This is a genomic window from Aeromonas australiensis (assembly GCF_000819725.1).
In the GTDB taxonomy this organism is placed as follows: Bacteria; Pseudomonadota; Gammaproteobacteria; order Enterobacterales; family Aeromonadaceae; genus Aeromonas; species Aeromonas australiensis.
In genome coordinates this window covers 1-23,229 of record NZ_CDDH01000079.1, presented here as the reverse complement: position 1 = coordinate 23,229, position 23,229 = coordinate 1, and the positions used below count along the sequence as shown (strand labels likewise).

Annotated in this window: 20 protein-coding genes, 1 tRNA gene and 1 pseudogene; 13 read left to right on the top strand and 9 right to left on the bottom strand. The window is 59.5% G+C overall.

The window, feature by feature from the left end; all coding sequences use genetic code 11:
- Positions 1-62 precede the first annotated feature (62 nt).
- Positions 63-1,070 carry a protease SohB gene (gene sohB, locus BN1117_RS14640; RefSeq protein WP_040098535.1) on the bottom strand — a complete coding sequence of 336 codons (1,008 nt, stop codon included), beginning with the start codon at positions 1,068-1,070 and terminating at the stop codon, positions 63-65.
- A 222-nt stretch (positions 1,071-1,292) separates the two neighbouring features.
- On the opposite strand from sohB, the gene BN1117_RS14635 reads away from it, so the two are divergent.
- On the top strand, positions 1,293-2,048 hold the full coding sequence (locus BN1117_RS14635) for a YciK family oxidoreductase (RefSeq protein ID WP_040098533.1): 756 nt from the start codon (positions 1,293-1,295) through the stop codon (positions 2,046-2,048).
- 127 nt (positions 2,049-2,175) lie between these two features.
- On the top strand, positions 2,176-3,075 hold the full coding sequence (locus BN1117_RS14630; RefSeq protein ID WP_040098531.1) for a LysR family transcriptional regulator: 900 nt from the start codon (positions 2,176-2,178) through the stop codon (positions 3,073-3,075).
- Positions 3,076-3,091: 16 nt separating this feature from the next.
- Here BN1117_RS14630 and BN1117_RS14625 read toward each other — a convergent pair whose 3' ends face one another.
- Positions 3,092-4,264 (bottom strand): MFS transporter, encoded by a 1,173-nt coding sequence (locus tag BN1117_RS14625; protein WP_040098530.1) that lies wholly within the window; start codon positions 4,262-4,264, stop codon positions 3,092-3,094.
- Between the two features lie 182 nt (positions 4,265-4,446).
- Here BN1117_RS14625 and BN1117_RS14620 point away from each other — a divergent pair, with 182 nt between their 5' ends.
- Together BN1117_RS14620 and BN1117_RS14615 are read left to right on the top strand one after the other, a co-directional pair.
- On the top strand, positions 4,447-5,592 hold the full coding sequence (locus tag BN1117_RS14620) for a MalY/PatB family protein (protein WP_040098528.1): 1,146 nt from the start codon (positions 4,447-4,449) through the stop codon (positions 5,590-5,592).
- An 80-nt stretch (positions 5,593-5,672) separates the two neighbouring features.
- Complete coding sequence (locus BN1117_RS14615) at positions 5,673-7,109, top strand: TAXI family TRAP transporter solute-binding subunit (protein ID WP_040098526.1); 1,437 nt, start codon at positions 5,673-5,675, stop codon at positions 7,107-7,109.
- 122 nt (positions 7,110-7,231) lie between these two features.
- Here BN1117_RS14615 and BN1117_RS14610 read toward each other — a convergent pair whose 3' ends face one another.
- Positions 7,232-8,164 carry a LysR family transcriptional regulator gene (locus BN1117_RS14610; RefSeq protein WP_040098524.1) on the bottom strand — a complete coding sequence of 311 codons (933 nt, stop codon included), beginning with the start codon at positions 8,162-8,164 and terminating at the stop codon, positions 7,232-7,234.
- Positions 8,165-8,334: 170 nt separating this feature from the next.
- Between BN1117_RS14610 and BN1117_RS14605 the strand changes: the two genes are divergently transcribed.
- The 4 genes from BN1117_RS14605 (at position 8,335) to ygjK (ending at position 13,811) form a co-directional block, all read left to right on the top strand.
- A complete protein-coding gene (locus BN1117_RS14605; RefSeq protein WP_040098523.1) occupies positions 8,335-9,591 on the top strand; it encodes an adenylosuccinate synthetase in 1,257 nt (418 codons plus the stop codon).
- A gap of 198 nt (positions 9,592-9,789) precedes the next feature.
- Positions 9,790-10,326, top strand: a complete 537-nt coding sequence (locus BN1117_RS14600; protein ID WP_040098521.1) for a YbhB/YbcL family Raf kinase inhibitor-like protein — start codon at positions 9,790-9,792, stop codon at positions 10,324-10,326.
- An 11-nt stretch (positions 10,327-10,337) separates the two neighbouring features.
- A complete protein-coding gene (locus BN1117_RS14595) occupies positions 10,338-11,138 on the top strand; it encodes a helix-turn-helix transcriptional regulator (RefSeq protein WP_040098519.1) in 801 nt (266 codons plus the stop codon).
- Positions 11,139-11,330: 192 nt separating this feature from the next.
- A complete protein-coding gene (gene ygjK, locus BN1117_RS14590; protein WP_040098517.1) occupies positions 11,331-13,811 on the top strand; it encodes an alpha-glucosidase in 2,481 nt (826 codons plus the stop codon).
- Between the two features lie 100 nt (positions 13,812-13,911).
- On the opposite strand, the gene BN1117_RS14585 is transcribed toward ygjK, so the two are convergent.
- From BN1117_RS14585 to BN1117_RS14575, 3 genes are all read right to left on the bottom strand, one after another.
- Positions 13,912-14,463: a hemerythrin domain-containing protein gene (locus BN1117_RS14585; protein ID WP_040098515.1), complete on the bottom strand. Its 552-nt coding sequence runs from the start codon at positions 14,461-14,463 to the stop codon at positions 13,912-13,914.
- A 70-nt stretch (positions 14,464-14,533) separates the two neighbouring features.
- Complete coding sequence (gene ung, locus BN1117_RS14580) at positions 14,534-15,211, bottom strand: uracil-DNA glycosylase (protein WP_040098513.1); 678 nt, start codon at positions 15,209-15,211, stop codon at positions 14,534-14,536.
- A gap of 69 nt (positions 15,212-15,280) precedes the next feature.
- Entirely contained in the window at positions 15,281-16,027 is a 747-nt protein-coding gene (locus BN1117_RS14575; RefSeq protein WP_040098511.1) for a substrate-binding periplasmic protein, read from the bottom strand.
- 369 nt (positions 16,028-16,396) lie between these two features.
- On the opposite strand from BN1117_RS14575, the gene grcA reads away from it, so the two are divergent.
- Positions 16,397-16,777 carry an autonomous glycyl radical cofactor GrcA gene (gene grcA / locus BN1117_RS14570; protein ID WP_040098509.1) on the top strand — a complete coding sequence of 127 codons (381 nt, stop codon included), beginning with the start codon at positions 16,397-16,399 and terminating at the stop codon, positions 16,775-16,777.
- A gap of 472 nt (positions 16,778-17,249) precedes the next feature.
- On the opposite strand, the gene BN1117_RS14565 is transcribed toward grcA, so the two are convergent.
- A tRNA-Ser gene (locus BN1117_RS14565) sits at positions 17,250-17,337 on the bottom strand.
- Positions 17,338-17,543: 206 nt separating this feature from the next.
- Between BN1117_RS14565 and BN1117_RS14560 the strand changes: the two genes are divergently transcribed.
- The 3 genes from BN1117_RS14560 to BN1117_RS14545 all read left to right on the top strand — a co-directional run bounded on the left by BN1117_RS14560 (position 17,544) and on the right by BN1117_RS14545 (position 20,990).
- Positions 17,544-18,200 (top strand): Bax inhibitor-1/YccA family protein, encoded by a 657-nt coding sequence (locus BN1117_RS14560; RefSeq protein ID WP_040098508.1) that lies wholly within the window; start codon positions 17,544-17,546, stop codon positions 18,198-18,200.
- A gap of 261 nt (positions 18,201-18,461) precedes the next feature.
- Complete coding sequence (gene yccS / locus BN1117_RS14550) at positions 18,462-20,615, top strand: YccS family putative transporter (protein WP_040098504.1); 2,154 nt, start codon at positions 18,462-18,464, stop codon at positions 20,613-20,615.
- 24 nt (positions 20,616-20,639) lie between these two features.
- On the top strand, positions 20,640-20,990 hold the full coding sequence (locus tag BN1117_RS14545) for a TusE/DsrC/DsvC family sulfur relay protein (protein WP_019446869.1): 351 nt from the start codon (positions 20,640-20,642) through the stop codon (positions 20,988-20,990).
- A gap of 111 nt (positions 20,991-21,101) precedes the next feature.
- Here BN1117_RS14545 and BN1117_RS14540 read toward each other — a convergent pair whose 3' ends face one another.
- Positions 21,102-22,016, bottom strand: coding sequence for a Gfo/Idh/MocA family protein (locus tag BN1117_RS14540; protein WP_040098502.1), 915 nt, complete (start codon positions 22,014-22,016; stop codon positions 21,102-21,104).
- 277 nt (positions 22,017-22,293) lie between these two features.
- Here BN1117_RS14540 and BN1117_RS14535 point away from each other — a divergent pair, with 277 nt between their 5' ends.
- The gene (locus tag BN1117_RS14535; protein WP_040098499.1) at positions 22,294-22,791 is read left to right on the top strand and encodes a DinB family protein; all 498 of its coding nucleotides are present in this window, start codon (positions 22,294-22,296) and stop codon (positions 22,789-22,791) included.
- Between the two features lie 249 nt (positions 22,792-23,040).
- On the opposite strand, the pseudogene BN1117_RS19730 reads toward BN1117_RS14535, so the two are convergent.
- Positions 23,041-23,229: pseudogene (locus BN1117_RS19730) on the bottom strand (alpha-amylase family glycosyl hydrolase); the annotation flags it as partial.

Genomic DNA, 23,229 nt, shown 5'->3' with positions numbered 1-23,229 from the left:
GGATGCAAAAAGGCCAGCCGATAGGCATCGGCTGGCCTTTTTATCGCGAGATTTCCCTCTGGCTAACGCCAGGGGCTCTGCTGCCACAGCCGCCCCAGTCCGGCTTCCAGCGCCTGCGCGCCCTGCTGCCCCAGCTTCTGGGTCAGGCTTTTTGGCTTGCGATAGCTGATGCCGATCACCTTGTGGTGGCTCGCCTGCGCCAACAGATAGTCATCACTGGTGCAGAGGGTATCCACCAGCCCCAGCCCCTTGGCCTGACTTGCCAGCCAATGCTCGCCGGTGGTGACCTGATCGATATCGAGTTGCGGCCGGTGTTCGGCAACAAACTGCTTGAAGCGCTCATGGATCGCCGCCAGCTCCTCGCGAAACTTCTCGCGCCCCAGATCGTCGTTCTCGCCGAACATGGTGATGGTGCGCTTGTATTGACCGGCGGTGTGCATCTCGAATTCGATATCGTGCTTTTTCAGCAACTTGTTGAAGTTCGGCATCTGGGCGATCACCCCGATGGAGCCGACGATGGCAAAGGGGGCAGCCAGGATCTTGTCCGCCACGCAGGCCATCATGTAGCCGCCGCTCGCCGCCACCTTGTCAATCGCCACGGTGAGCTTGATGTCACGATCGCGCAGCCGCTGCAGCTGGGAAGCGGCCAAGCCATAGCCATGCACTACGCCACCACCGGATTCGAGCCGCAGCAGCACCTCGTCGCCGGGCTGGGCCACGCCAATCACCGCGCTCACCTCCTCACGCAGGGAGGCAACCTCTTTGGCATCCATGCTGCCGTTGAAATCGAGCACGAACAGGCGGCTGCGTTCATCCCCCGCCTTGGCGCGCTTTTTCTGCTCCTCTTTCTGCTGCTTTTCCATCACCTTGCGCTCGGCCTTGCTGGCGAGCGCGCTCTTGAGCGCAAACTGCCCCTGCTCCAGCTCGCTCGAGAGATCGGTCACCACCAGCTCACCCTTGCGCGCTTTCGGCTGGCGAGTGCTGACGATCATCAGGATGATGGCGCCGATGGCCAGCAGGAAGGTCACTGTCTTGGCCAGAAACAGGCCATATTCGGTCAGAAATGTCACGATGGACTCCACAATGGATCGGTTTTCGTCACATTCTAGGGAGTTTGGCGGATGCGCGCAAAAAATCGCAGCCAGAGCCCGGAAAAACCAACCCGAGCATCACAACCTCTCTATTTTCTTCACATTTTTCTTGCCGCTGGCTGGTCAAACGGGCGCGCGGATCAGTACACTTGGCGCCGATTGCCATGCACTTATGGCCGGAATTTGTTAACAGGAGTTGTCATGCTCGATTATCAGGCACCCCGCGATCTGCTCAAGGATAAAGTCATTCTGGTCACAGGTGCCGGCGACGGGATCGGCCGCGAAGCCGCCCTCACCTACGCCGCTCATGGTGCCACCGTGATCCTGCTCGGCCGCACCAGCGCCAAACTCGAAGCCGTGTATGACCAGATTGAAGCGGCCGGTTATCCGCTGCCCGCCATCGTGCCGGTGGATCTGAAAGGGGCCACCGCCGCCCACTACCGCGGCATGGCCGAAACCTTCGCCCAGCAGTTTGGCCGCCTCGATGGCGTGCTGTTCAATGCCGGTCTGCTCGGCACCCTCTCTCCGTTTGAACATATTCAGGAGAAGGAGTGGGACGAGGTGATGCAGGTCAACGTCAAATCGGAATTTCTGCTGACCCAGGCGCTGCTGCCGCTGCTGCGCCAGACCGCCAAGGCGCAGGGCGATGCCTCCATCGTCTACACCTCCTCCAGCGTGGGACGCAAGGGGCGTGCCTACTGGGGCACCTATGCCATCTCCAAATTTGCCATCGAGGGGATGATGGAGGTGCTGGCCGACGAGCTGGAGAACACCGGCGTGCGGGTCAATAGCCTCAACCCGGGCGGTACCCGCACCAAGATGCGCGCCAGCGCCTTCCCGGCGGAAGATCCCATGAACCTCAAGACCCCGGCCGATCTGATGCCGCTCTACCTCTATCTGATGGGGCCTGACAGCCGCGGCAAAACCGGCCAGACCTTTGTGGCTCAGCCAAAATAAACAGGCGGCCCAGCCCAAATAAATCAATAAAATAGCCAGAGTGTTGTGCGACAGGGGTTAAATTGAATAGGGAGCAGAGGCTCCCTGTTCGAACCACTGACCATCTTATCTCCAATCAGGTTGAACTATGTTTCGTCCCAAGAGCACGTTTGAGCAATGGCGGATCTTTCAGGCGGTGGTCGACTGCGGCGGTTACGCCCAGGCGGCCGAGGCGCTGAACAAGAGCCAGTCCTCCCTCAATCATGCGGTTGCGAAGTTGCAGCAGAGTCTGGGGGTGCCCTTGCTGGAGGTGCGCGGCCGCAAGGCGGTGCTGACCCCGGCGGGCGAGATCTTCCTCAAGCGGGCTCGTCAGTTGAGCCAGCAGGTGGAGGAGCTGGAGAATCTGGCCAACAACCTGGAACGTCAGTGGGAGCCACAGATCAACCTCTATGTCTCGGCGCTGCAGCCAAGGGATCGCCTCTATCGGGCGCTGGCCAGCTTCTATCCCCGCAGCCGGGGTTGCCGGGTCAACCTGCACGAACGCATTCACTGCCACTTCAACGCCCTGCAGCCGGGGGATCTGATGCTCTCCGAGCACCTGCCCGGCGATCGCACCGGCCTGTTGCTGGACGAGGTGTGCCTGCTGCCTCTCTGCGCCGCCAGCCATCCGCTGGCGCAAGAGGAGGGGCCCATCCGCAGCGATGTGCTAAACGGCCACAACCAGATCAGCCTGCATCCCCCCATTCACCGCTCGGTGGACTGGAACGATGCGGATGACACCGGCTGGAAGGCGACCCACTACCACGAAGTGCTCGCCATGCTGCGCCTTGGCCTCGGCTATGGCTGGCTGCCGCGCCATCTGGTTGAGCAAGAGTTGGCGGAAGGTTCACTCATACAGCTGGATCTGGAGAGCGGCAACGAGCGCCACCTCTACACCTATCTGCTGACCCTCTCCCCCGAATCCCTCGGCCCAGCGACCGAGCTGCTGCTGCGCTGCCTGCGTAACGAGTATCAGGGCGAATCGTCAGCACCCCCGCACGACACATAACCGCCACATCAGCCCATCAGACGTTGGGCACCCGCCAGCTGGCGGCCAGTGCCATCAGTGCCAATCCCAGCGCCACCATAAAGACCCCGTGGAAACTCCACACCTCCGCCACCACACCGGCGATGGCCCCCGCCATGATGGATCCGGTGCGGATACTGTTGGCAAACAGGGTGGTCGCCACCCCGGCCCGCCCCGGCATCAGATCCTGAAAGTAAGACATGCCGATCCCCGCCACGATACCGATGAAGATGGCGTTGAACAGCTGCAAGGCGATCAGGGAATATGCGTCGGTGAGGGTGACCAGACCGGTGTAAAAGGCCGCGCCGGCCAGCACCGCCAGCAACATCATGGGGCGCTTGCCAAAACGCGCCGTGTAATAACCCGCCAGCAGCATGAAGGGGATCTCCAGCGCCGCCGCCGTGCCCATCAGGATACCGGCAAGCTTCTCATCCATCCCGAGCTCCCGGGTGATATAGAGCGGCATATTGATGAGGTACATGCTGTTGCAGGTCCACATCAGGGTGGAGGCGATAAAGAGCGCCCGCACCGCCGGATCCCGCCAGCTGCTGACCCGCTCGCTCTCTTCGGCCATCTGGGGCAATGGCAGCGAGGGCAGCCAGCGCCACACCACCAGGGCACAGAGCAGGTAGGCCAGTGCCGAGGCCAGATACATCAGCTCGAAGCCGTAGCCGATGGCCAGTGCGAAAGCGATGGGGGGGCCAATGACCCAGGCCAGCGAAAACTGGGCCCGCATCACCGAGCTGAACATGTCCGCCCGCCGGTTACGGCTGTCGGAGTACTCCCGCGCCAACGCAAACAACTGGGGACTGGCAGTGGCCGCCAACGCCGCCAGCATGACCCCAAGGCTTGCCAGCAGCCAGTAGTTGCGGTTCCAGGCAAACAGCAAGGAGAGCGCCACCCCGGCAAAGCAGCAGCGCAGGATCAGTCGCTTGCGATCCCCCTTGTTATCGGAGCGGTGACCCAGCCACTGGCTGACCAGAATGCCCACCACCGCATTGATGGTATAGAAGAGCCCGACCAGAAAGGGGCGCACTTGCACCTCTTCGGCCAGAAACAGACTTAAGGTAGGCACCTGCAGTGCCACCGCGACGCCAGTCATAAAGGTCACGGCAAGAAATGAAAGAGAGACGGGGTCCGGGCGTTTGACCGCCGCTATCGACAAACTCATATGGTTACCACTGATTGGAAGGAGGATACGGGCTAACGGGCGGCAGCCGTATGAAAATTCGGCGCCTATCTTATGTCACTATCAAGAGCGGGCTCAAGGATGGCATAAGCGGGTGTGCGCCTTGCGGGGGAGGCCGCGACCCCGTAGAGTGAAAGCCCATCCTGCCAGCACAAGGAGTTCGCATGTTTGATTTTGATCAGGAAGTAGACCGCAGTGGCACCATGAGCCTGAAATGGGACAAGTACAAGGGTCAGGATGTGCTGCCCATGTGGGTTGCCGATACCGACTTTGTCTCCCCCCCGTCCGTGATCGAGGCGTTGAGCAAACGGGTCGCCCACGGCATTTTCGGCTATTCACGCCCCTCGCCGCGCCTGATCGAACTCATTATCGAACGGATGGCGACCCGCTATGGCTGGGCCATCGAGCCCGAATGGCTGGTATTCCTGCCGGGCGTGGTGCCGGGGCTCAACCTCGCCTGCAAGGCGTGGAGCCAGCATGGCCGCGGTATCATCACCCCCAAGCCGGTCTATTACCCCTTCCTGCAGGCGCCGGGCTTCAATGATCGTCCCCTGCTCACCGTGCCGATGGTTGAAGAAGCGGGTCGCTGGGTGCTGGATCTGGCAGAGCTGGAGCGTCAGGCTCCCGCCGCAGATCTGCTGCTGCTCTGCAACCCCCACAACCCGGGCGGCACCATCTTCACCCGTGACGAGCTGCTGGCCATCGATGCCATCGCCGCGCGCCACAATCTGGTGATCTGCTCCGATGAAATCCACTGCGATCTGCTGCTGGATAAGAATGCTCGCCACATTCCCTACGGCGCCATCAGTGCACAAGCGGCCGAGCGCTGCGCAGTGATGATGGCCCCGAGCAAGACCTTCAATATCGCTGGTCTCTGCTGCTCCTTCGCCATTATCCCCAACCCCCGTCTGCGCTTCAGGCTGCAACAGGCGATGCGCGGCATCAGCGCCGATGTCAACCTGCTGGGCTTTGTCGCCGCCGAAGCGGCCTATGAGGGTGGCGAACAGTGGCTGACCGAGCAACTCGACTATCTGGCGGCCAATCTGGCCCTGATCCAGCAGGCGGTAGCCCGCTGGCCCGGCGTCAAGCTGGCCAGTCATCAGGCGACGTATCTGGCCTGGATCGATGTGAGCGCCCTTGGCCTTGCCGATCCCATCGCCTTCTTCGAGCAGGCCGGTGTCGGCCTCTCCCCCGGCGCCCAGTTTGGCAACAGCCAGTTCGTGCGACTCAACTTCGGCTGCACCAAAGCACGGCTGACCGATGCGCTGGCGCGGATGGAGCGGGCAATCCTCAACCACAGCAAGCCCTGATCAGCCAGCAACGGGATGGGCAAGCCCCATCCCTTTTCCCTGTGTCATCAGCCAGCGGTCAACTCAGTCAACGGTCAATTATGTCTCTACGGATCTTGCATCACCTTCTGTTCCCCCTCTGTGCACTCGCTGCGCTGCTCCCCTTTGGCAGCCTGGCGCTGACGATCGGAACGGGCCCGCTCAACGGGGTCTACTACCCGACCGGTGGCGCTATCTGCCGGGTGCTCAATGCCGGCCATGCCCTGCATGGGGACAGCTGTACCGTGCAGAGTACCCGTGGCTCGATGGCCAACCTCAAGGCACTCGGTAAGGGGGACGTACAGCTGGCACTGGTGCAGTCTGATGTGTTGCACCACGCCTTGAACGGCACCGGCCCCTTCAGCGGGCAGGGGGCCAACAATGAGCTACGCAGCCTGTTTCGCCTCTATCAGGAGTCGTTGACCCTGCTGGCCGCCCCCAATAGCGGCATCACCACCCTGGCAGATATCGAAGGGAAACGAGTCTATCCGGGCAACAAGGGCGCCGGTGAGCAGATCACCAGCCAGGCCCTGATGGCAGCCATGGGATGGCAACCCGGGCAGTTTGCTGCCTATCAGCTCAAATCGGACAGCGAACCGCTGGAAGGGCTGTGCGATGGATCGCTGGATGCCGCTTTTGTGGTAGCCGGTCACCCCAGTCTGGCGGTCGGCGATCTGATCAGCCGCTGCAAGGTGCGCCTCATCCCCATCGAAGGGGAGCAGATCGACAGGCTGCTCAAGCAACACCCCTATTACCAGCGCAGCCGCATCGCCGCCAACCTCTATCCGGGGCAGACCACAGCCATCAACAACATCGGGATGAGTGCCGAACTGGTGGCGCTGGCCAGCCTGCCGGACCCCATCGTCCGTACCGTGCGCGATACCCTGCTGGCCCGGGTCAAACAGTTCAGTCGGCTGCATCCCGCCCTGAGCAAGGTGACCCCCGAGCAGTTGCAGGCCCACACCGAGCTGCCCCTCCATGCGGGGATGTCGGATCAAACGCCAGCCCCCTTGCCACTGACCCCCGAGCAGTTAACCGCGGAACAACTGACGCCGGAGCCGTTAACACCAGCGCCATCGGCCTCGGAGGCGGTGCCCACGACAGAGCCGGTGAGTGCCGCCGACGGGACGACAGCCCCCCTTGACGCGCCCTCTGACGCAACCGCCACCAGCAGTGCCGCTGTTGCGACAGAGGCGACAGAAGCCACAGAGGTTAATCCCTTGCCCGAAGAGGCGCTCGAGGTCACCTTCGAGCTGACTGAGCCAGCCAGCGAGGGTGAGAGCATGGCCCCCTCGGCCTCTTCTGCAGTGTCAACGATTCCATCACCATCGGCTGCCGTGTCGACTCTGTTGCCACAAAACGCCTCTGCGGCCACTGCGCCGCAAGAGCAGGCAGCCCAGCCGGCCAACAGCGCGGTGAGTGGCGAAACCCCGCAGCAGGATAAAACCACTACACTTCCCTCCCCTGCCACCAGCGCAGCCACCCCGCCGCAACCCTGAGTGGTCAGCTCACACAAATGCATCAGGGCAGCCTCGGCTGCCCTGATTGTTTACGCGCGTTCGATAGTGACAATTGATGGCGGCTTAGTCACCCCGATAGGCCTGCTCACCTTGCCGCACCGCTACGGCTCCATCCCCTTGGTCAGATAGGGATTGGGCTTCTGGATCTCCTCCTCCACCCAGTGCAGCAACTGCTTGATGGCCCGTGACAACACCTGATTCTGGCGCACCACATAACCCAGACTGGTCCCGGGAAAGTCGCCGAGGCTGGTGACCGGTGCGGTGAGGTTGAGGCGCGGATGCAGGGAGAAGTCCGGCACGATGGCGACACCAAAGCCCGCCTCGGCCCAATCGAGCTGGGCATCGACGCTGCCCACCTCCATGATGCGGCAAGGGGGCAAGGCCAGCAGCGGCAGGGACGGGTCGATCAGTGCCCGGGTGCGGGTGTCGTGACCGAGCAGGATCAGGGTCGGTTCATCGAGGGGGTCGCGCGTTCTCTCTTCATCCACAAGCCCCGCCACCGCTCGCGCCTGCCAGCGGGCAAGGCCGTGGCCCAGCGCGCACCAGGTCACCTGTTGCAGCTCGGTATAGAAGAGCGGCTCGCTGCGCTTTTGCGCCATCACGAAACCCAGATCCGCCTTGCCCGCCTTGACCAGCTCGGCAGCCTGATCCGAAGTGGTGTTGAACAGAGTGAGGTCGATGCCGGGGAACTCCCGCTTGAAGCGCTGGAACGGCTGGATCAGCAGCAGGCGGGAGATAATGTCGCTGGCGGCGATGGCCAGCGTCCCCTGACTCAACTGGTTGAGGGCATTGAGATCGGACTGGCAGAGCTGCAACTCGGCGATGGTGCGCTCGGCGCTTTGCAGCAGCCGCTCCCCCGCCTGCGTCAGGCGAAACGGACTGCGCTCGATCAGCCGCACCCGGGTCGCCTGCTCCAGCCGCTTGATATGCAGGCTGACATTGGGCTGAGTCATGTGCAGCTCGTTGGCGGTCTGGCCAAAATGTTGCAATCGGGCCAGGGTGACAAAGGTTTGCAGCCAGTGAATATCCAGCATAAGAGTCTCTCAACCCGCGATATGCGGGGCCAGCCAGGCAAAATCGGACGGTTTGCCGCTTAATTGGCCATAATTATATGGTTCTCTTATCGGAATTATAAAGATAATTAATTTTTCTAATCCGCATCAGGCTCCTAGGATAAACGCCTAACGTCTTAGGAGAAAGAGTCATGTCGTCTATCGTAGTCGTAGGTGCTAACTGGGGTGATGAAGGCAAAGGCCGCATCGTTGATTATCTGGCAGGTCAAGCTGGCGCCAGCATTCGTTTCCAGGGCGGCAACAACGCTGGCCACACCGTGGTCAACGACCTTGGCACCTTCAAGCTGCACCAGGTTCCGAGTGGCGTATTCAACCCGGATTGCCTGGTTGTCCTCGGCCCGGGCATGGTGATCAGCCCCGAGAAACTGACCGTCGAGCTCGAGGAAGTCAAAGCCTCCGGCGTGACTCCGAAGCTGGCCATCTCTGACCGCGCAACCCTCTGCCTGCCGCTGCACGCACTGGAAGATACCCTGGAAGAGCAGCGTCTGGGTGACGGCGCCTATGGCTCCACCCGTCAGGGCATCGCCCCTGCCTACGGCGATCGCGTGATGAAGAAAGCGATCCTGGTTGGCTGGCTGAAACAGCCGGACGTACTGGTCGAGCGCATCCAGTTCATGCTGGACTGGAAACTGCCGCAGATGAAGGCTATCTACCCCTCCTTCGAATTCACCCAGACTGCCCAGGAGATGGCCGACTGGCTGCTGGAAGTCTCTGCACCCTGGATCGACGCCGTCTGCAACGTCAGCATGCCGCTCAAAGCGCTGCAGGCCGAAGGCAAGACCCTGCTGTTCGAAGCCCAGCTGGGCGCTGGCCGTGACCTGATCTATGGCGAATACCCCTGGGTCACCTCCTCCCACGTATCCGGCGCCTACGCCGGTATCGGTGGCGGTCTGCCGGGTCTGCGCCCGGAGCGCGTCATCGCTGTGGCCAAAGCATTCAGCTCCTCTGTCGGTACCGGCACCCTGCTGACCGCCATGGAGAACCAGGACGAGTTCCGCAAGATCACCAACGAGTTCGGCGCTACCACCGGCCGTCCCCGTGATGTCGGTTACTTCGACGCTGTCGCCACCAAGAACGGTGTCGAGCTGCAAGCCGCCACCGAAGTGGCCCTGACCAAGCTGGACTGCCTGACCGGCCTGCCGGATCTGAAGATCTGCGTGGCTTACGAAGGTGCCCACACCGAGAACCCGATTTGGCCGCAAACCGCAGCCCTGAAGCCGGTTTACGAGCAGATGGAAAGCTGGAGCGAAGACATCAGCGGTTGCCGCACCTTCGAAGAGCTGCCCAAGGCGGCCCAGAACTACGTGCTGCGTATCGAAGCGCTGCTCGGCGTACCGGTTCCGATGGTTTCCGTCGGCCCGGGCCGTGACGAGATGATCCTGCGCTAAGCCGCATCTCTTATCGTCAAACAAAAAAACCGGCATCCATGATGCCGGTTTTTTTTATGGCTGCTATTTACTTTATCGCCATAAAATCACCCAAAGGCTCAATTAACTCACCAATCGACCTCACATTGAGCTGTTCTGCAAAATTATTCCGCCCTGCCCTCGCTAAAGTGAACCCGTTACCACACGAGGAGTCACCCGATGAAATTGCTCAAACCCAGTGCCCTGTTGCCACTGCTCTGCCTGACGGCCATGCCTGCCTTTGCCATGACCCTGAAGAGCACAGATATTCACGAAGGCCAGCTGATGGACAAACAGTTCAGCTTCAACGGCTTTGGCTGCAGCGGCGACAACCACTCGCCCCAACTGAGCTGGCAGGATCTGCCGGCAGGCACCAAAAGCGTTGCCATCACCGCCTATGACCCCGATGCCCCCACCGGCAGCGGTTGGTGGCACTGGCTGGTGGTGAACCTGCCTGCCACCCAGAGCGAACTGGCCAGCAATGCCTCCGGCAAGCTCAAGCAGGGATTGGAGATCCGCACCGACTTTGGCAACCAGGGTTACGGCGGCCCCTGCCCGCCCGCAGGTCACGGCATGCACCGCTATCAGTTCACCGCCTGGGCCCTGCCCCATGATCTCGAGGTAAAGGCTGATACCCCGCCGGCTATGGTAGGCTACATGCTCAACAGCATGGCGCTCGGCAAAGCCACCCTGACCGCCACCTTCGTCACCCCCTAGGAGCCAACCGGATGAGCACTCCCCTGCTGCAACAGAGCCACTATCTCGGGATCCGCCAGCAGCCCCTGCATCGGGTGCTCATCTATGCCCCGACCCTTATCTGGGTCACCCAGGGGAGCAAACAGCTATGGTGGCGAGAGCGGCGTCTGTCGTTTGACAGGGGACGGTGGCTGCTGATCCCGGCAGGCCACCAGCTCACCTTCGTCAATCAGCCGGAGCAGGGCAAGTTTTGCTCCCACGCCATCACGCTGCTCACCCCGCCGCCGCCAGAATGGCTGGCCGAGTCAGCCCCTTCCCACGCCGATCTGGAGGAACCCGCCGTCAAGGTCACCCCCGGGCTCGCCTTCTGCTTTGAGCTCATCAGCACCATGGCCGAACGGGGACTGAGCGAAGCAACCCAGGCCGAACTGCTGCGCGGCTTCTATGCCGAGCTGCGGGCCGCCAACGCCCTCGGGTTGCTCTTTCCCGCCAGCACCATGACCCTCCCAGAGCGGCTGGCCCGCTACCTGGCGGTGGAACCCGGCATCGACCACACCCTGGAGGCTGTGGCCCCCCACTTCTCCATGAGTCGCGCCTCCATGGTGCGCAAGCTGGCCGCCGAAGGTCGCAGCTTTCGCCAGTTGCTGGCTCAGGTACGCATGGGCCACGCCCTCAACCTGTTGCAACAGGGCCTGACCCCGCTGGAGGTCGCCCTCGCCTGCGGTTATGACTCCCCCAGCCGTTTTGCCGCCCGCTTCAAAGAGCAGTTCGGTTTGACCCCCTATCAATATCTGCAAACCTGCCCGACTACCATCACAAGCAAAAACAAGTAAAATATTACTAAACAAATAAACTCTGTAACTTGATGTAACCAGGTGATTTAGCTCACATTCTCTCCTTTCAATAGTGTGATCCCACACCACTGCCTATATTAATCAATGACGTACAATCTCCCCCGCAAACGCTTTCACTAAAAAATAAAAAAGCACTCTGTCAAAACTACAAAAAAGGAATGAGAGAGAACCATGTTTCGTAAAACTTTACTTTCAATAGCCCTGGGTACCGCACTGTTCGGGCTGACCGCCTGTAACGACCATCAGTCGGAAAGCAGCACCATCGCCAAGCCGGAACAAGCCATCCAGTACAAGGACGTGATCGACCGTCGGGGAACACCGACCCAATTCCGCGACTTTGACAGCTACTCCAACCTCAAATACAACCCGCTGCTCGATCTGGGGGCATGGCACGGTTTCCTGCTGCCTGCCAGCGACAAGGAGTGGGGGGGCTTTACCGGCCCCATGGTCATCTCAGAGGAGTACAGCCTCTTCTTTGCCAGCGAGCTGGACAAGCTCACCCTGAGCGATGGGAGCGGCCGCCCGTTCCCGCTCACCAGCGCCCGCAAGCAGGAGGTGTACGCCATTCCCGGTGCACTGGTGCAACGCTTCGAGTTCGAGCCCTTTACGCTGGAGCTGGAGCTGCGTTATGGCGATGCCCGCACCGCCCTTATCCGTACCCGACTCATCAACCAGACCGATACACCGCTCACCCTCAACCTCAACTGGCAGGGCGAGTTGCTCAACCAATGGGATGCCAAGGATACGATTGCCAGCAAATATCCAGGCTGGACTCGCACCATCAGCGAGAGCGACAAAGGAATCGAATTCCAGTTCGGCAAACTGCGCAGCACCTGGAACATCATGCAGAGCGGCAGCGCCCGCTATCGCATCGACCGCACCCTGCCAAGTCGCACCACCCTCGATGACAAGGCGTTGGGTTACCAGAGTGACGCCACTCTGACCCTGGCCGCCAATGGGCGTGAGGATATCTATACCCTGCAGAGCTATCTCCACTCCGCAGATGACGCCAGCCGCCATCAGCAGAGCCGTCAGGCCCTGCTGGCCAACCCGGCCAGCTATTTTGCCGACTCCATCCGCCGCTGGGAGGGCTACCTTGCCAACGGTCTCTCCAATCAGGGGATCCCCGAGTCGGAGCGTCGCATCGCCGTCAAGGCGATGGAGACCCTCAACGGCAACTGGCGCTCCCCCGCTGGCGCTATCCTCCACGACGGGGTGACCCCTTCCAATACCGCCCGCTGGTTCGACGGGGTCTGGGCCTGGGACAGCTGGAAGCACGCCTATGCCATGGCACACTTCAACCCGGAGGTAGCCAAGAACAACGTACGCGCCATGTATGACTATCAGGTGCAGCCGGATGATCCGGTGCGGCCGCAGGATGCGGGCATGGTGATCGATGCCGTCTTCTACAACAAGCTGGCGGATCGCGGCGGCGATGGCGGCAACTGGAACGAGCGCGATACCAAGCCACCCCTCTCCGCCTGGGCCATCTGGGAAATCTACAGCGCCACCAATGACAAAGCCTTTATCGCCGAGATGTATCCCAAGTTGCAGGCCTATCACGACTGGTGGTACCGCGCGCGGGACAACAACCGCAACGGCATCATCGAATATGGTGCCACCAAGCATGTGGAGCACAACGACGAGCATGGCAATATCACCTTCAAGGTGCAGTACCCCAACGGTATTCCCGCCGGGCTGGATCTCTCCAGCTGTACCAGTGAGGGGGATGGCTGGTATGGCTGCGCCGGTATGCCGCTCTATCAACAGGTGTTGAATGTGGGCGGTTACAGCGAGATGGATATCGGTGCCCAGCATGGCGCCGGTTGGGAGTCCGGCATGGACAATGCCGCCCGCTTCGGCTTTATCAATCAAGATCAACTCAAACGTTATGCCGATAAGACCTATGGCGGCGATCTGGCCAAGGCGCGTCAGGACTGGAACGTCTTCTTCTTTGAAAACCATCAGGACAATGGCGATTTGATCGGTTTCTCCATCGATCAGGAGTCGGTGGAGCTGAACGCCTTCCTCGCCAAGGAGAAGCGCATTTTGGCAGATATGGCCGACCTGCTTGGCAAACCGGACGACGCGAGCCGCTACCGCGATGGCGCGACCCAGCTGGCTGGCTACATCAACCGTTGCATGTTCGATGAGGCGTCAGGCTTCTATTACGATCGTCAGATTGCTCAGGGGGATGTTGCTGACGGCAACGGCTGCGTCGGCAAATTGCTGACCGCCCGCGGCCGTGGCCCGGAAGGGTGGAGCCCGCTCTGGGCAGAGGTCGCCGATAAGGAGAAAGCAGAAAAGGTGCGAGAAGTGATGCTCAACACCCAGGAGTTCAATACCACAATTCCGCTGGGCACGGCGGCGCTGACCAACCCGGCTTACGACCCCGATATCTACTGGCGCGGCCGGGTCTGGCTCGATCAGTTCTACTTCGGGGTGAAGGGGCTCGAAAACTACGGCTATCGCAGCGATGCCGAGGCACTGGTCAACAAGCTGTTCAACAATGCCGAAGGACTGGCGGGCAGCGGCCCCATCCGCGAAAACTACAATCCGGAGACCGGTGCCATGCAGGGGGCCAGCAACTTCAGCTGGAGCTCGGCCCACCTCTATATGCTCTATCGCAACTTCCTGAAACCACAGGCGTAAGCTTGCTCCATTATGCAAAAGGCCTCCGGATGGAGGCCTTTCTGTTTTTACTCACGTTGAACTCACACAATACCTGCCACGCTGCGGGTACGGGCTCGTCTTAGCCGGTCGTGAGCGGCAAAGAGAGGCGTTTGGCCAGTGCCTGGAAGTGCTGGCTCACCTCAGCCCCGAACAGGGGGTCGCCAATGGCGCGGTTTTGCCAGCTTTGCTCCAGATGACGCCAGTCATCCTCGGTCAGGGAGTCACGCAGATGGGGGAAAATCACCCCCTCTTCGTAGTTCATATGCGCCTCTTGCAGTTCCACGAAGCGCTCCAGCTTGGCGGTGAACTGATCGAGGGGGATCACCGCATCCATCAGGATCATCTCCACCATCTCCTTGAGATCGGCCCCGGCCTCCAGCAGCTTGACGTGCTCTTCATGCAGGCGGTTGGCGACCTCACCGTCCACTACCCGATATTTCAGGTAGTAGTCATAGATGAGGTCTTCCTTAGGATGGTGGTACTTGTCTGAAACCTCCCGCAGGTAGTCGATGACATCACGCACCAGAAAATAACTGATTGGCTGCTCGGCACGGATGGCTGCCAGCTTGTGTTTGAGCAGCTCCAATAATCGGGCGATGTTGAGGTGATCCTTGTGCAGACTGGCTAACATGGGCACTCCTTGGCTCTGAATTAACACACTATCCCTGAGTATACGGCCATTTGCCGCCCGAACTTTGCACTCAATCAAGCGGGCGACAGACAGATTGCCACTCTATCGGACTCTTGCCCTGTTGTTCCAGCAAGCGATTGGTCTCGCTAAAGTGGCCGCAACCGATGAAACCGCGGTGGGCAGAGAGGGGGCTCGGATGTGGTGCAGTCAGTACATAGTGACGCTGGCGGTCGATGAAACGTCCCTTCTTCTGGGCGTGGGCGCCCCACAGCAGGAAGACCACCCCCTGACAGCTGGCATTGATCTGCTCGATGACCCGGTCAGTAAAGGTCTCCCATCCCAGATGGGCGTGGGAATGGGCCTGACCGGCCTGCACCGTCAGCACAGTGTTGAGCAGCAAGACACCCTGTTTGGCCCAGGATTCAAGAAAGCCGTGATTGGGTGTAACGAAACCAGGCAGGTCACGCTGCATCTCTTTATAGATGTTGACCAGCGATGGGGGGGTGCGCACACCAGGCAGAACAGAGAAACAGAGACCATGCGCCTGATTGGGGCCGTGATAGGGGTCTTGCCCCAGGATCACCACCTTGACCTGATCCAGCTCGGTCAACTTGAAGGCATTGAACACATCGGTGGCTGGCGGATAGATAACCTTGCCTGCATCCCGCTCGGCTCTGACAGTTGCCAGCGTACTCTTGAAATAGTCCTGCTCTTTCTCAGAGCCAATCACATCACTCCAGGTCAGCACCCCGATCTCCTCACTTGATACGGCAAAGGGCTCAGGATAGGGGGCATGCCCGCAAGACGCAACCGTGACTCATGGCCCCCAGAGCTCATCCAGGCGACCGGATCGTCGTAATTTGAGCAGCCCGCCATTGAACAGCGTGATTAAATGGCGAGCATCGGGTTCGGACTTGCGTACCAGCAGATAGGCCGGTTTTGACCAGACCGGCTCGGGATATCCCACCAAATCAGGGATGGCCGTGATCTGATGTAGTTCCTTATATTGGCGGAACAGCGCTCTGGCGACCTGTTCATCCATCACCAGATAATGGATGCGACCGGTCATCAGTTTTTCCATACTCTCTTCATCAGAATCAGACCACTCGAGAGCCAACGCTGCCTGGCGGGCAGTAAAACCATCACCGTAAAAGTAGCCACGGGTTACACCTACCGGCTCACCCTTCAGCTCCGCAAGATTTTTAAGCGGGGTACCACCCAAGGTAAAAAGGCGGGTTGTAAAGTGACCAAGCGCTGCCGAAAGATAGAAGTCTCGTTCACGCTCAGCAGAACGAAACCATGGCATGGTGATCAAATACTTGCCATCCCAGGTCAGCTGATAAGCCTTGCTCCACGGATAGAAGTGAAAACTGATATCAAGACCGGACTCAGCAAAGGCTTGCCGCACCACCTCACAGAGAAAGCCCTGATGGGGTAGCGACTCACTGATATAGGGTGGCCACTCGCCCACGGCAATACGCACCGTCTCGGCCCGTACCGCAACACTGCTTGCCCAGCAACAGAACAGGGCGAGCCATGCCCACTTTCGCCACCCATTATTCACCCGGCACTCTCCTCGCTTTTTTTGCTGAGTGTAGCCAACCCCTCAATTAACCTCAGAAAAAAGCCGAAAAGGTGTAGTTAAATTACTAGATTAACGAGATAAAAGATGCATAATTTGGATATCTTACAAAATCAGAAAAATGACCTATTTTTGATTCAACTCAAGAATTTAATCCCATTTAAATGGTGCTTTGTCGAATTTTCTTGATCTAGATCAATTTTGGTAATATTACCACCGTGGTATATATGACCCCATCAAAGAAAAGGTGTAAGGCAAGGGCCCTTTAAGTCATCGCCATCGACGGTAGCTTAAATACATCAGGGTAATTTCCTTACAGTTGGATTCGCGTTCCCATTGAGGAGTCATACCATGATCAAAGGCATTCAAATCACCCAAGCCGCCAACACCGCTCTGCTGAACTCTTTCTGGCTGCTGGACGAAGAGAAGCAACAAGCTCGCTGCATCTGCGTCAAAGGCGATGCTTTCGCTGCCGATCAGGAAGTGCAACTGGCTGAGCTGGGTCAGTTCGAATACCGCGAACTGCCGGTTCAGGCTGAGCCTGCTGTAGAAGGTGGCCAGCACCTGAACGTCAACGTACTGCGTCGCGAAACGCTGGAAGATGCTATCGCGAACCCGGAAAAATACCCACAGCTGACCATCCGTGTATCCGGCTATGCAGTGCGTTTCAACGCCCTGACCCCGGAACAGCAGCGTGACGTGGTGACCCGTACTTTCACCCAGAGCCTGTAAGCAGCGCCCTGTAGTGAGCAACTGATACGCGCAGTATCAGCACCACAACGATGAATCGGCTAATGCCAGTCAGTAAAACCTGACTGGCATTTTTTTATTGCGCTTTTTCACACTCATCACACTCAACCTCTGGGGTTGTAGTGGCATAGTGAATTTGGCCACCTGATTAGAGGTGATACTCTCACCTCATACGCCGGCAGCGTCATGATAAGCTCGGGAAATAAGGTCGGGTAGTGACTCAAACTGGACGGTGTGAGTGGTGTGAAGAAGATCGAGAACCTGGTCGATACGCATAAAAATCCGATTCAAAATCAACAGGTTTCGAATTTTAACACCTCAAGAGGCTCAGCCTATGGCTTATAGGCTGGCAAACATCAGGACAGTTCGCCGCCTTTATCTTGAATCCGTCACGCAAAATAAGGGATACGAAAAAGCCCAAGAGATTGAATCGCTTGGGCTTTCTCTTTAAATATGGCGGAGGAGGTGGGATTTGAACCCACGGATGGTCGCCCATCGCCGGTTTTCAAGACCGGTGCATTCAGCCGCTCTGCCACCCCTCCGAACGGCGTGCATACTACGCTAAGCCCTTGTTCATATGCAATACATATTTCCTGTGGGATAGTGTGCGGGAGCAAAATGGCAGGTGGCTTGAAATTGTTCCTCGTCATCCCTATTTGTTCTACATACAATGCATATGATATGCAGTAACAAACAGTGATCACGAGGCGACTTGCCGCCTCACCCCGACATAAAGAGGACTCCCAAGATGGATACCCGTTCTATCCTCACTGGCACCCAGGGTGCCGTACGCGACACCAACAAGGTGCTGCGTAACGCCTATATGCTGCTCTCCCTGACTCTGGGCTTCTCTGCGGTAGTCGCGGGGATTGCAACCGTCATGAACATGCCGCCGCTGCACTGGGCCCTGTTCCTCATCGGCGTCTACGGTCTGATGTTCCTGACCCAGAAAAACCAGAATAACGGCATGGGGCTGGTTTTCACTTTCGCCCTGACCGGTCTGATGGGCTACAGCCTGGGCCCCATCATCAATATGTACATGAACAATGGTGGTGGCGAGATCGTGATGACCGCCCTTGGCGGCACCGCGCTCACCTTCTTCGGTCTGTCGGCCTATGCCCTGACCACCAAGCGTGACCTCTCTTTCATCGGCGGCATGCTGTTCGTCGGTTTCTGGGTACTGCTGGTGGCCATGATCGCCAACATCTTCCTGCAGATGAGCGCCCTGAGCCTGGCTCTGTCTGCCATGTTCATGCTGTTCTCTTCCGGGGCCATCCTGCTGACTACCCAGCAGATCGTGCGCGGCGGCGAGACCAACTACATCTCTGCCACCGTTACCCTCTATGTCTCCATCTACAACATCTTCCTGAGCCTGCTGAGCCTGCTTGGCGGCAACCGCAACTAATCAGAAACCCCGCTTCGGCGGGGTTTTTATTGGCACCTTTTTCTGTCAGGATAAGTTGTAAATCAAGGATATGAAGCGAAGTGGCCCTGATTTGGATCAGGGCCACTTCCCGCTTGGCGGGTTACCATCTCGCTCTCGTTTCGTTCCGATTTCTTACTGATGGTTGCCCCTGTCTCATGCCGATGGAATTCTCTGACCTGCTGCACCGACTGCTGACTGATAGCCACATCGATTTTGCTTCGCTCAAGGGGGGTGCCTAGCATGCCCATGGACTTCTCCGGTTTGTTACGCCGATTGCTAAGCGATAGTCAGATCTACTTTGCACTCAAGGTGCTGCTGGCCATTCTCGGTCTGCTCGCCTTCACCCTGGCCACCGGCAATATCCAGCTCACCGTGCTGCTCTCCCTCGGGGTGGTGGCGGGCGCCATCGCCGAAACCGACGACAGCCTGTGGGGGCGCCTGAAAAACCTCGCCATGACGCTGATTTGCTTCATGTTTGCGTCCCTCTGCGTGCAGTATCTTTACCCTACCCCCTGGCTGTTTGCCATCGGGCTGGCCAGCTCCACCTTTATCTTCGTGATGGTGGGGGCGCTCGGTGCCCGCTACGCCACCATCAGCTTCGGCTCGCTGCTGATCGCCATCTACACCATGCTGGGTGCCGCCAAGGCACCGGATCTCTTCTACCAGCCGCTGGCACTCGGCGCCGGCGCCCTCTGGTACGGGCTGGTCTCGTTTATCTGGCTCTGGCTGCTGCCCTACAAAACCCTGCACGAGCAGCTGGCCCAGAGCTACTTCGCCCTTGGTCGCTACCTGCTGGAAAAATCCCGCTTCTTCCCGGCGGACGAGCACGGCGCCCAGGCAATTCGCCACAATCTGGCCCAGCTCAATATCAATCTGGTGAGCGCGCTGACCCTCACCAAATCGGCCCTCAACGCCCGCCTGAGCCGCCGCCATCCGGCCAGCCCCGAGCTGGCCAGCTTGCTGCGCCTCTACCTGCTGGCGCTGGAAATTCACGAGCGAGCCACCTCCAGCCACTACCCCTACAGCCGGCTGGAAGCGGAGCTCAAGCAGGGCATAGTGCTGGAAGGATTTCAGGAGGTGTTCCTGCAGCTCTCCGAGGCGTGCCAGCGGCTGGGTTACGCCATTCTGGTGCACAAGCCCTACGCCCATAACAAGCGCATTCACTGGACCCTGGAGGCCCTCGGCGATCAGCTGGAGTTCACCAATCTCAAGCAGCACTACCCGAAAACTCTGCTGACGCCGATGAAGTTCCTGCGCCGCAATCTGGCCAGCATCAACCAGCTGCTGGGCAGCGCCGAAGTGCTGCAAAACCCCGAGCAGCCGGAGCAGGAGCTGCCCGCGTTGGCGCGCCCGCCCCGTTTGCCGCTACTGACCCAGCTCAAACAGCACCTCACCTTGCACTCCATGGTGTTTCGCCATGCGCTGCGCCTCTCCTTGGGGCTGGTGATCGGCTACGGCATACTGCAAGCCTTTGATCTGGAGAAGGGCTACTGGATTTTGCTGACCGTGCTGTTTGTCTGCCAGCCCAGCTACAGCGCCACCCGCCGCCGACTGGTGCAGCGGATGCTCGGCACCTTCGTCGGTATTCTGGTGGGTATTCCGGTGCTCTGGCTTTTCCCCGAGCTGCACGTTCAGCTGGTGGTGATGGGGCTGGCCGCCTTCCTCTTCTTTACCCAGGTGCGCAACAACTACAGTGCCGCGGTCTGCTTTATCACCCTCTACGTGCTGATGGCGTTCAACCTGCTCGATGGCATCGGCTTTGCCATTCTCGGGCCTCGGCTGCTCGATACCCTGCTCGGCTGCCTGATCTCCTACGGGCTGGTGGCCTGGCTCTGGCCGGACTGGCAGTACAAGCGGCTGCCGACCCTGATCGCCAACTCGCTCTCGGCCAACGCCCGCTACCTCTCGGCAGTGCTGGCAAGCCTCACCCAACAGCGAGATGAGTCCATCGACTATCGGGTGGCACGCAAGAGCGCTCATCTGGCTGATAGCGAGCTGGCCACCGCCTGGCAGAGCATGCTGGTGGAGCCGCAAAAGCGCCGCCGCTTCCTCGATCTCTGCTTTACCCTCACCTGGCGCAACCACGCCCTGCTCTCCTACATCTCGGCGCTGGGGGCCCATCGCGACAAGCTGGAGGCCATCAGCGGGCTGGATGAGGTGCGCCACCATATCTGCCACACCCTGGAGCAGGCCGCCGGTCATCTGGCGGGCAACCCCTCCAGCTCCATCGGTGGTCAGTGCCCCATTCTTTGCACGGACAGCAGCGAGGAGCAGCTGATGCTGACCCAGCAGCTCAACCTGATCAGCGAGCTGGCGGATCAGCTGCTGCATCTGGCCAACGAGAGCCGGTTGCTCACCGGGGATCAAGGCGCTACCATGCCCGCCCAATCCTGATAGCCCCATTAGCGAGGAGCCCCCATGTCTGCGTCCGAAAAACATCAGCTGGAATTCAACGGCCAACTCATCGAGACCGATGCCAAGGGCTACCTGCTCAACAGCAACGACTGGAGCGAGGAGCTGGCGTTGGTACTGGCCGCGCAGGAGGGGATCACGCTTGAGGAACCGCACTGGGAAGTGGTGCGCTTTGTGCGCGCCTTCTATCTGGAGTTCAACACCTCCCCCGCCATCCGCGCGCTGGTCAAGGCGATGGAGAAGCAGTACGGCCCCGAGAAGGGCAACAGCCGCTACCTCTACAAGCTGTTCCCGGAAGGCCCAGCCAAGCAGGCAACCAAGATTGGCGGCCTGCCCAAGCCGGTGAAGTGCATCTGATCCCATGCATCTCATCCCATAACAACGGGGGCCGCAACTGCGGCCCCCGTTGTTTTTGGTGCGCTACCTTCGCGCACCTCGTATTCATATCCCTCCGACTACCAGCCAGCCTTAACTCCGCTTGTCAGCCAGCGCCACCAGCTGCTCCGCCAGCCGGTGACCGTGCAGGTAGGAGGCGATCAGCTCGCCATCCGCCTTGCCGATTTCAATCTGCTGATACCAGTGCGCCAGCATGGCGGCAAAGCCGCGCTGGGCCAGCACCGGCTGCCAGTCGCTGGGGCCAAGCATCTGCGCCTGTTTGTCGCGGGCGATGATGCCGCGGGTGCAGTTCTCAAGGTGCAGGGAGAGGTTGTCACCGTAGGCATCGACGCGCTCCTCTGTGATCCCGGCGCTGCGGTTCATGCTGCCGCTGATGGCGCGATCGCCGCTCTGCCAGCTGACGCTGACCCCGGCCAACAGGCTGTGGTCCTGCGCACAGGGGCGCAATACCGCATGAAAGTCGCCGTCCGGCACACCGCCATAGAAGCAGAGGCTGTCGAGCACATGGATAAAGTCGTCGAACATAAAATCCCGCGCCTTGCCGGGCAGAGCAAAGCGATGTTTCTGCCAGTTAAGCTCGGTGAGCGGCTGGGCCCGCGCAGCGTCCATGGCGGGCAGATAGCGGCGGTTAAAGCCGGTAAAGAGGGCGCAATCTTGCGCGATGGCGAGATTGGCCAGTCCCTCGGCCTCGGCCAGATTGTCGCACAGGGGCTTGTCGACAAAGGTGGGGACCCCTGCGCGCAGGCACTGCTCGGCCAGCTCGCGGTGAACGGCGGTGGCGGCATGGATCATCACGGCATCGGGACGGCTGGCCAGCATGGCAGCCACATCGGTAAAGCACTCGGCGACCCGATACTGGCGGGCCAGCTTTTCCAGCACCGCCGGATTGCGGGTACAGAGCAGCGGGGTGACCCGCTCGTCGCTTGCAAGCTGCGGCAGATAGGCTTTTTGGGCGATATCCCCCAGACCAATCATGGCAATGCGCATCTCAACTCCTTTTCACTCGATAACGGGACAAGCGGATAACTGCCCGCACCATCGCAGGATTTCTCCCGCAGATCCAGCCTGCCGTTAGCGCGTTGGCTGGTGAGTGCCTGTCTCTTCAATCAAACAGGCAGATCTCCCGTACAAGGCGTTTCCCCAAAAGCGCCAGCTCTCGGGGCTTTTGCATGGCGGGGGCAACAGTTGCACCAAAATGGGTTTCGTATTGAGCCCTTTTTGGCTAACATGCCGCACTTCACGAAGCGACAAGGGCAAGGACGCGATGAGCAACAAGACACTGCAATCCCTCTTTCACTACAAGCGTTGGGCCGATGGCGAACTGCTGGATGCCATCGCCACGCTCGATGCGCAGCAATATGGCGAGGCCCACCATACCAGCCTCAGGATCTTTAACCATATCCACGTGGTCGATACCATCTTCAAGGCCAATCTGCTGGGGGAAAGCCACGGCTTTGCCGCCACCAATACCCCGGAGACGCCTACCCTCCCCGCCCTACGCAGCGCAGTCACCGAGCTGGATAACTGGCTGGTGGATTACGTCACGGCACTGAGCCCGCAGGAGGGGGCTACCCCACTCTCGTTTCGCTTTGTCGATGGCGACAAGGGGCAGATGAGCCGCGATGAAATGCTGCTCCATCTGGTGACTCATGGTGGCTATCACAGAGGAGCCATCGGGCGGATTCTGGTGCAGTGTGGCATCACGCCGCCGCGCGATACCCTGACCACCTTTTTGCATCGCAGCGAGCCGGAGCGATGCTGATAATTTTGGGTAATTTTGGGACACCCACCTTTGGGAGTGGTAATTTTGGATAATTTTGGGACACCCACCTTTGGGAGCAAGCCACTATCTGGCTGCTTGCATACACAACATGGGGGAGCGCATCGAACTAATGTCTTCAAAAATTGGCTGGAGAGAGATTTTCAGATTTAGAAAGTGACTGTGCCTGCACAGCTCCTCACTGAACTGTGTGCAATACCCGGAGTGAGCGGCAGGGTAGATATAAAGTAATCAAAGCCGTGGTTGATGACATCGCAGTTGACCACAGTGGCGGGCAAACTGCTGACATTGATCTCTGTCTCCCACCACTCTGATCCCTTGTCGTCTGAACAGCGTCACCTGTTTCAACCAACGAACACCATCAAGACCCAACCGCTCCAGAATGGGGTCGAGTTGGGCCGGAATATGACCCCGCTTGTC

Excerpts from the sequence above, each read along its gene's own strand:
- BN1117_RS14635 (WP_040098533.1), top strand. The coding sequence starts at position 1,293 with ATGCTCGATTATCAGGCACCCCGCGATCTGCTCAAGGATAAAGTCATT.
- BN1117_RS14540 (WP_040098502.1), bottom strand. The coding sequence starts at position 22,016 with ATGCGCATTGCCATGATTGGTCTGGGGGATATCGCCCAAAAAGCCTAT.
- BN1117_RS14630 (WP_040098531.1), top strand. The coding sequence starts at position 2,176 with ATGTTTCGTCCCAAGAGCACGTTTGAGCAATGGCGGATCTTTCAGGCG.
- yccS (WP_040098504.1), top strand. The coding sequence starts at position 18,462 with ATGCCCATGGACTTCTCCGGTTTGTTACGCCGATTGCTAAGCGATAGT.
- grcA (WP_040098509.1), top strand. The coding sequence starts at position 16,397 with ATGATCAAAGGCATTCAAATCACCCAAGCCGCCAACACCGCTCTGCTG.
- BN1117_RS14545 (WP_019446869.1), top strand. The coding sequence starts at position 20,640 with ATGTCTGCGTCCGAAAAACATCAGCTGGAATTCAACGGCCAACTCATC.
- BN1117_RS14560 (WP_040098508.1), top strand. The coding sequence starts at position 17,544 with ATGGATACCCGTTCTATCCTCACTGGCACCCAGGGTGCCGTACGCGAC.
- BN1117_RS14605 (WP_040098523.1), top strand. The coding sequence starts at position 8,335 with ATGTCGTCTATCGTAGTCGTAGGTGCTAACTGGGGTGATGAAGGCAAA.
- BN1117_RS14620 (WP_040098528.1), top strand. The coding sequence starts at position 4,447 with ATGTTTGATTTTGATCAGGAAGTAGACCGCAGTGGCACCATGAGCCTG.
- BN1117_RS14615 (WP_040098526.1), top strand. The coding sequence starts at position 5,673 with ATGTCTCTACGGATCTTGCATCACCTTCTGTTCCCCCTCTGTGCACTC.
- BN1117_RS14595 (WP_040098519.1), top strand. The coding sequence starts at position 10,338 with ATGAGCACTCCCCTGCTGCAACAGAGCCACTATCTCGGGATCCGCCAG.
- BN1117_RS14600 (WP_040098521.1), top strand. The coding sequence starts at position 9,790 with ATGAAATTGCTCAAACCCAGTGCCCTGTTGCCACTGCTCTGCCTGACG.
- BN1117_RS14535 (WP_040098499.1), top strand. The coding sequence starts at position 22,294 with ATGAGCAACAAGACACTGCAATCCCTCTTTCACTACAAGCGTTGGGCC.
- BN1117_RS14625 (WP_040098530.1), bottom strand. The coding sequence starts at position 4,264 with ATGAGTTTGTCGATAGCGGCGGTCAAACGCCCGGACCCCGTCTCTCTT.
- ygjK (WP_040098517.1), top strand. The coding sequence starts at position 11,331 with ATGTTTCGTAAAACTTTACTTTCAATAGCCCTGGGTACCGCACTGTTC.
- BN1117_RS14585 (WP_040098515.1), bottom strand. The coding sequence starts at position 14,463 with ATGTTAGCCAGTCTGCACAAGGATCACCTCAACATCGCCCGATTATTG.
- BN1117_RS14610 (WP_040098524.1), bottom strand. The coding sequence starts at position 8,164 with ATGCTGGATATTCACTGGCTGCAAACCTTTGTCACCCTGGCCCGATTG.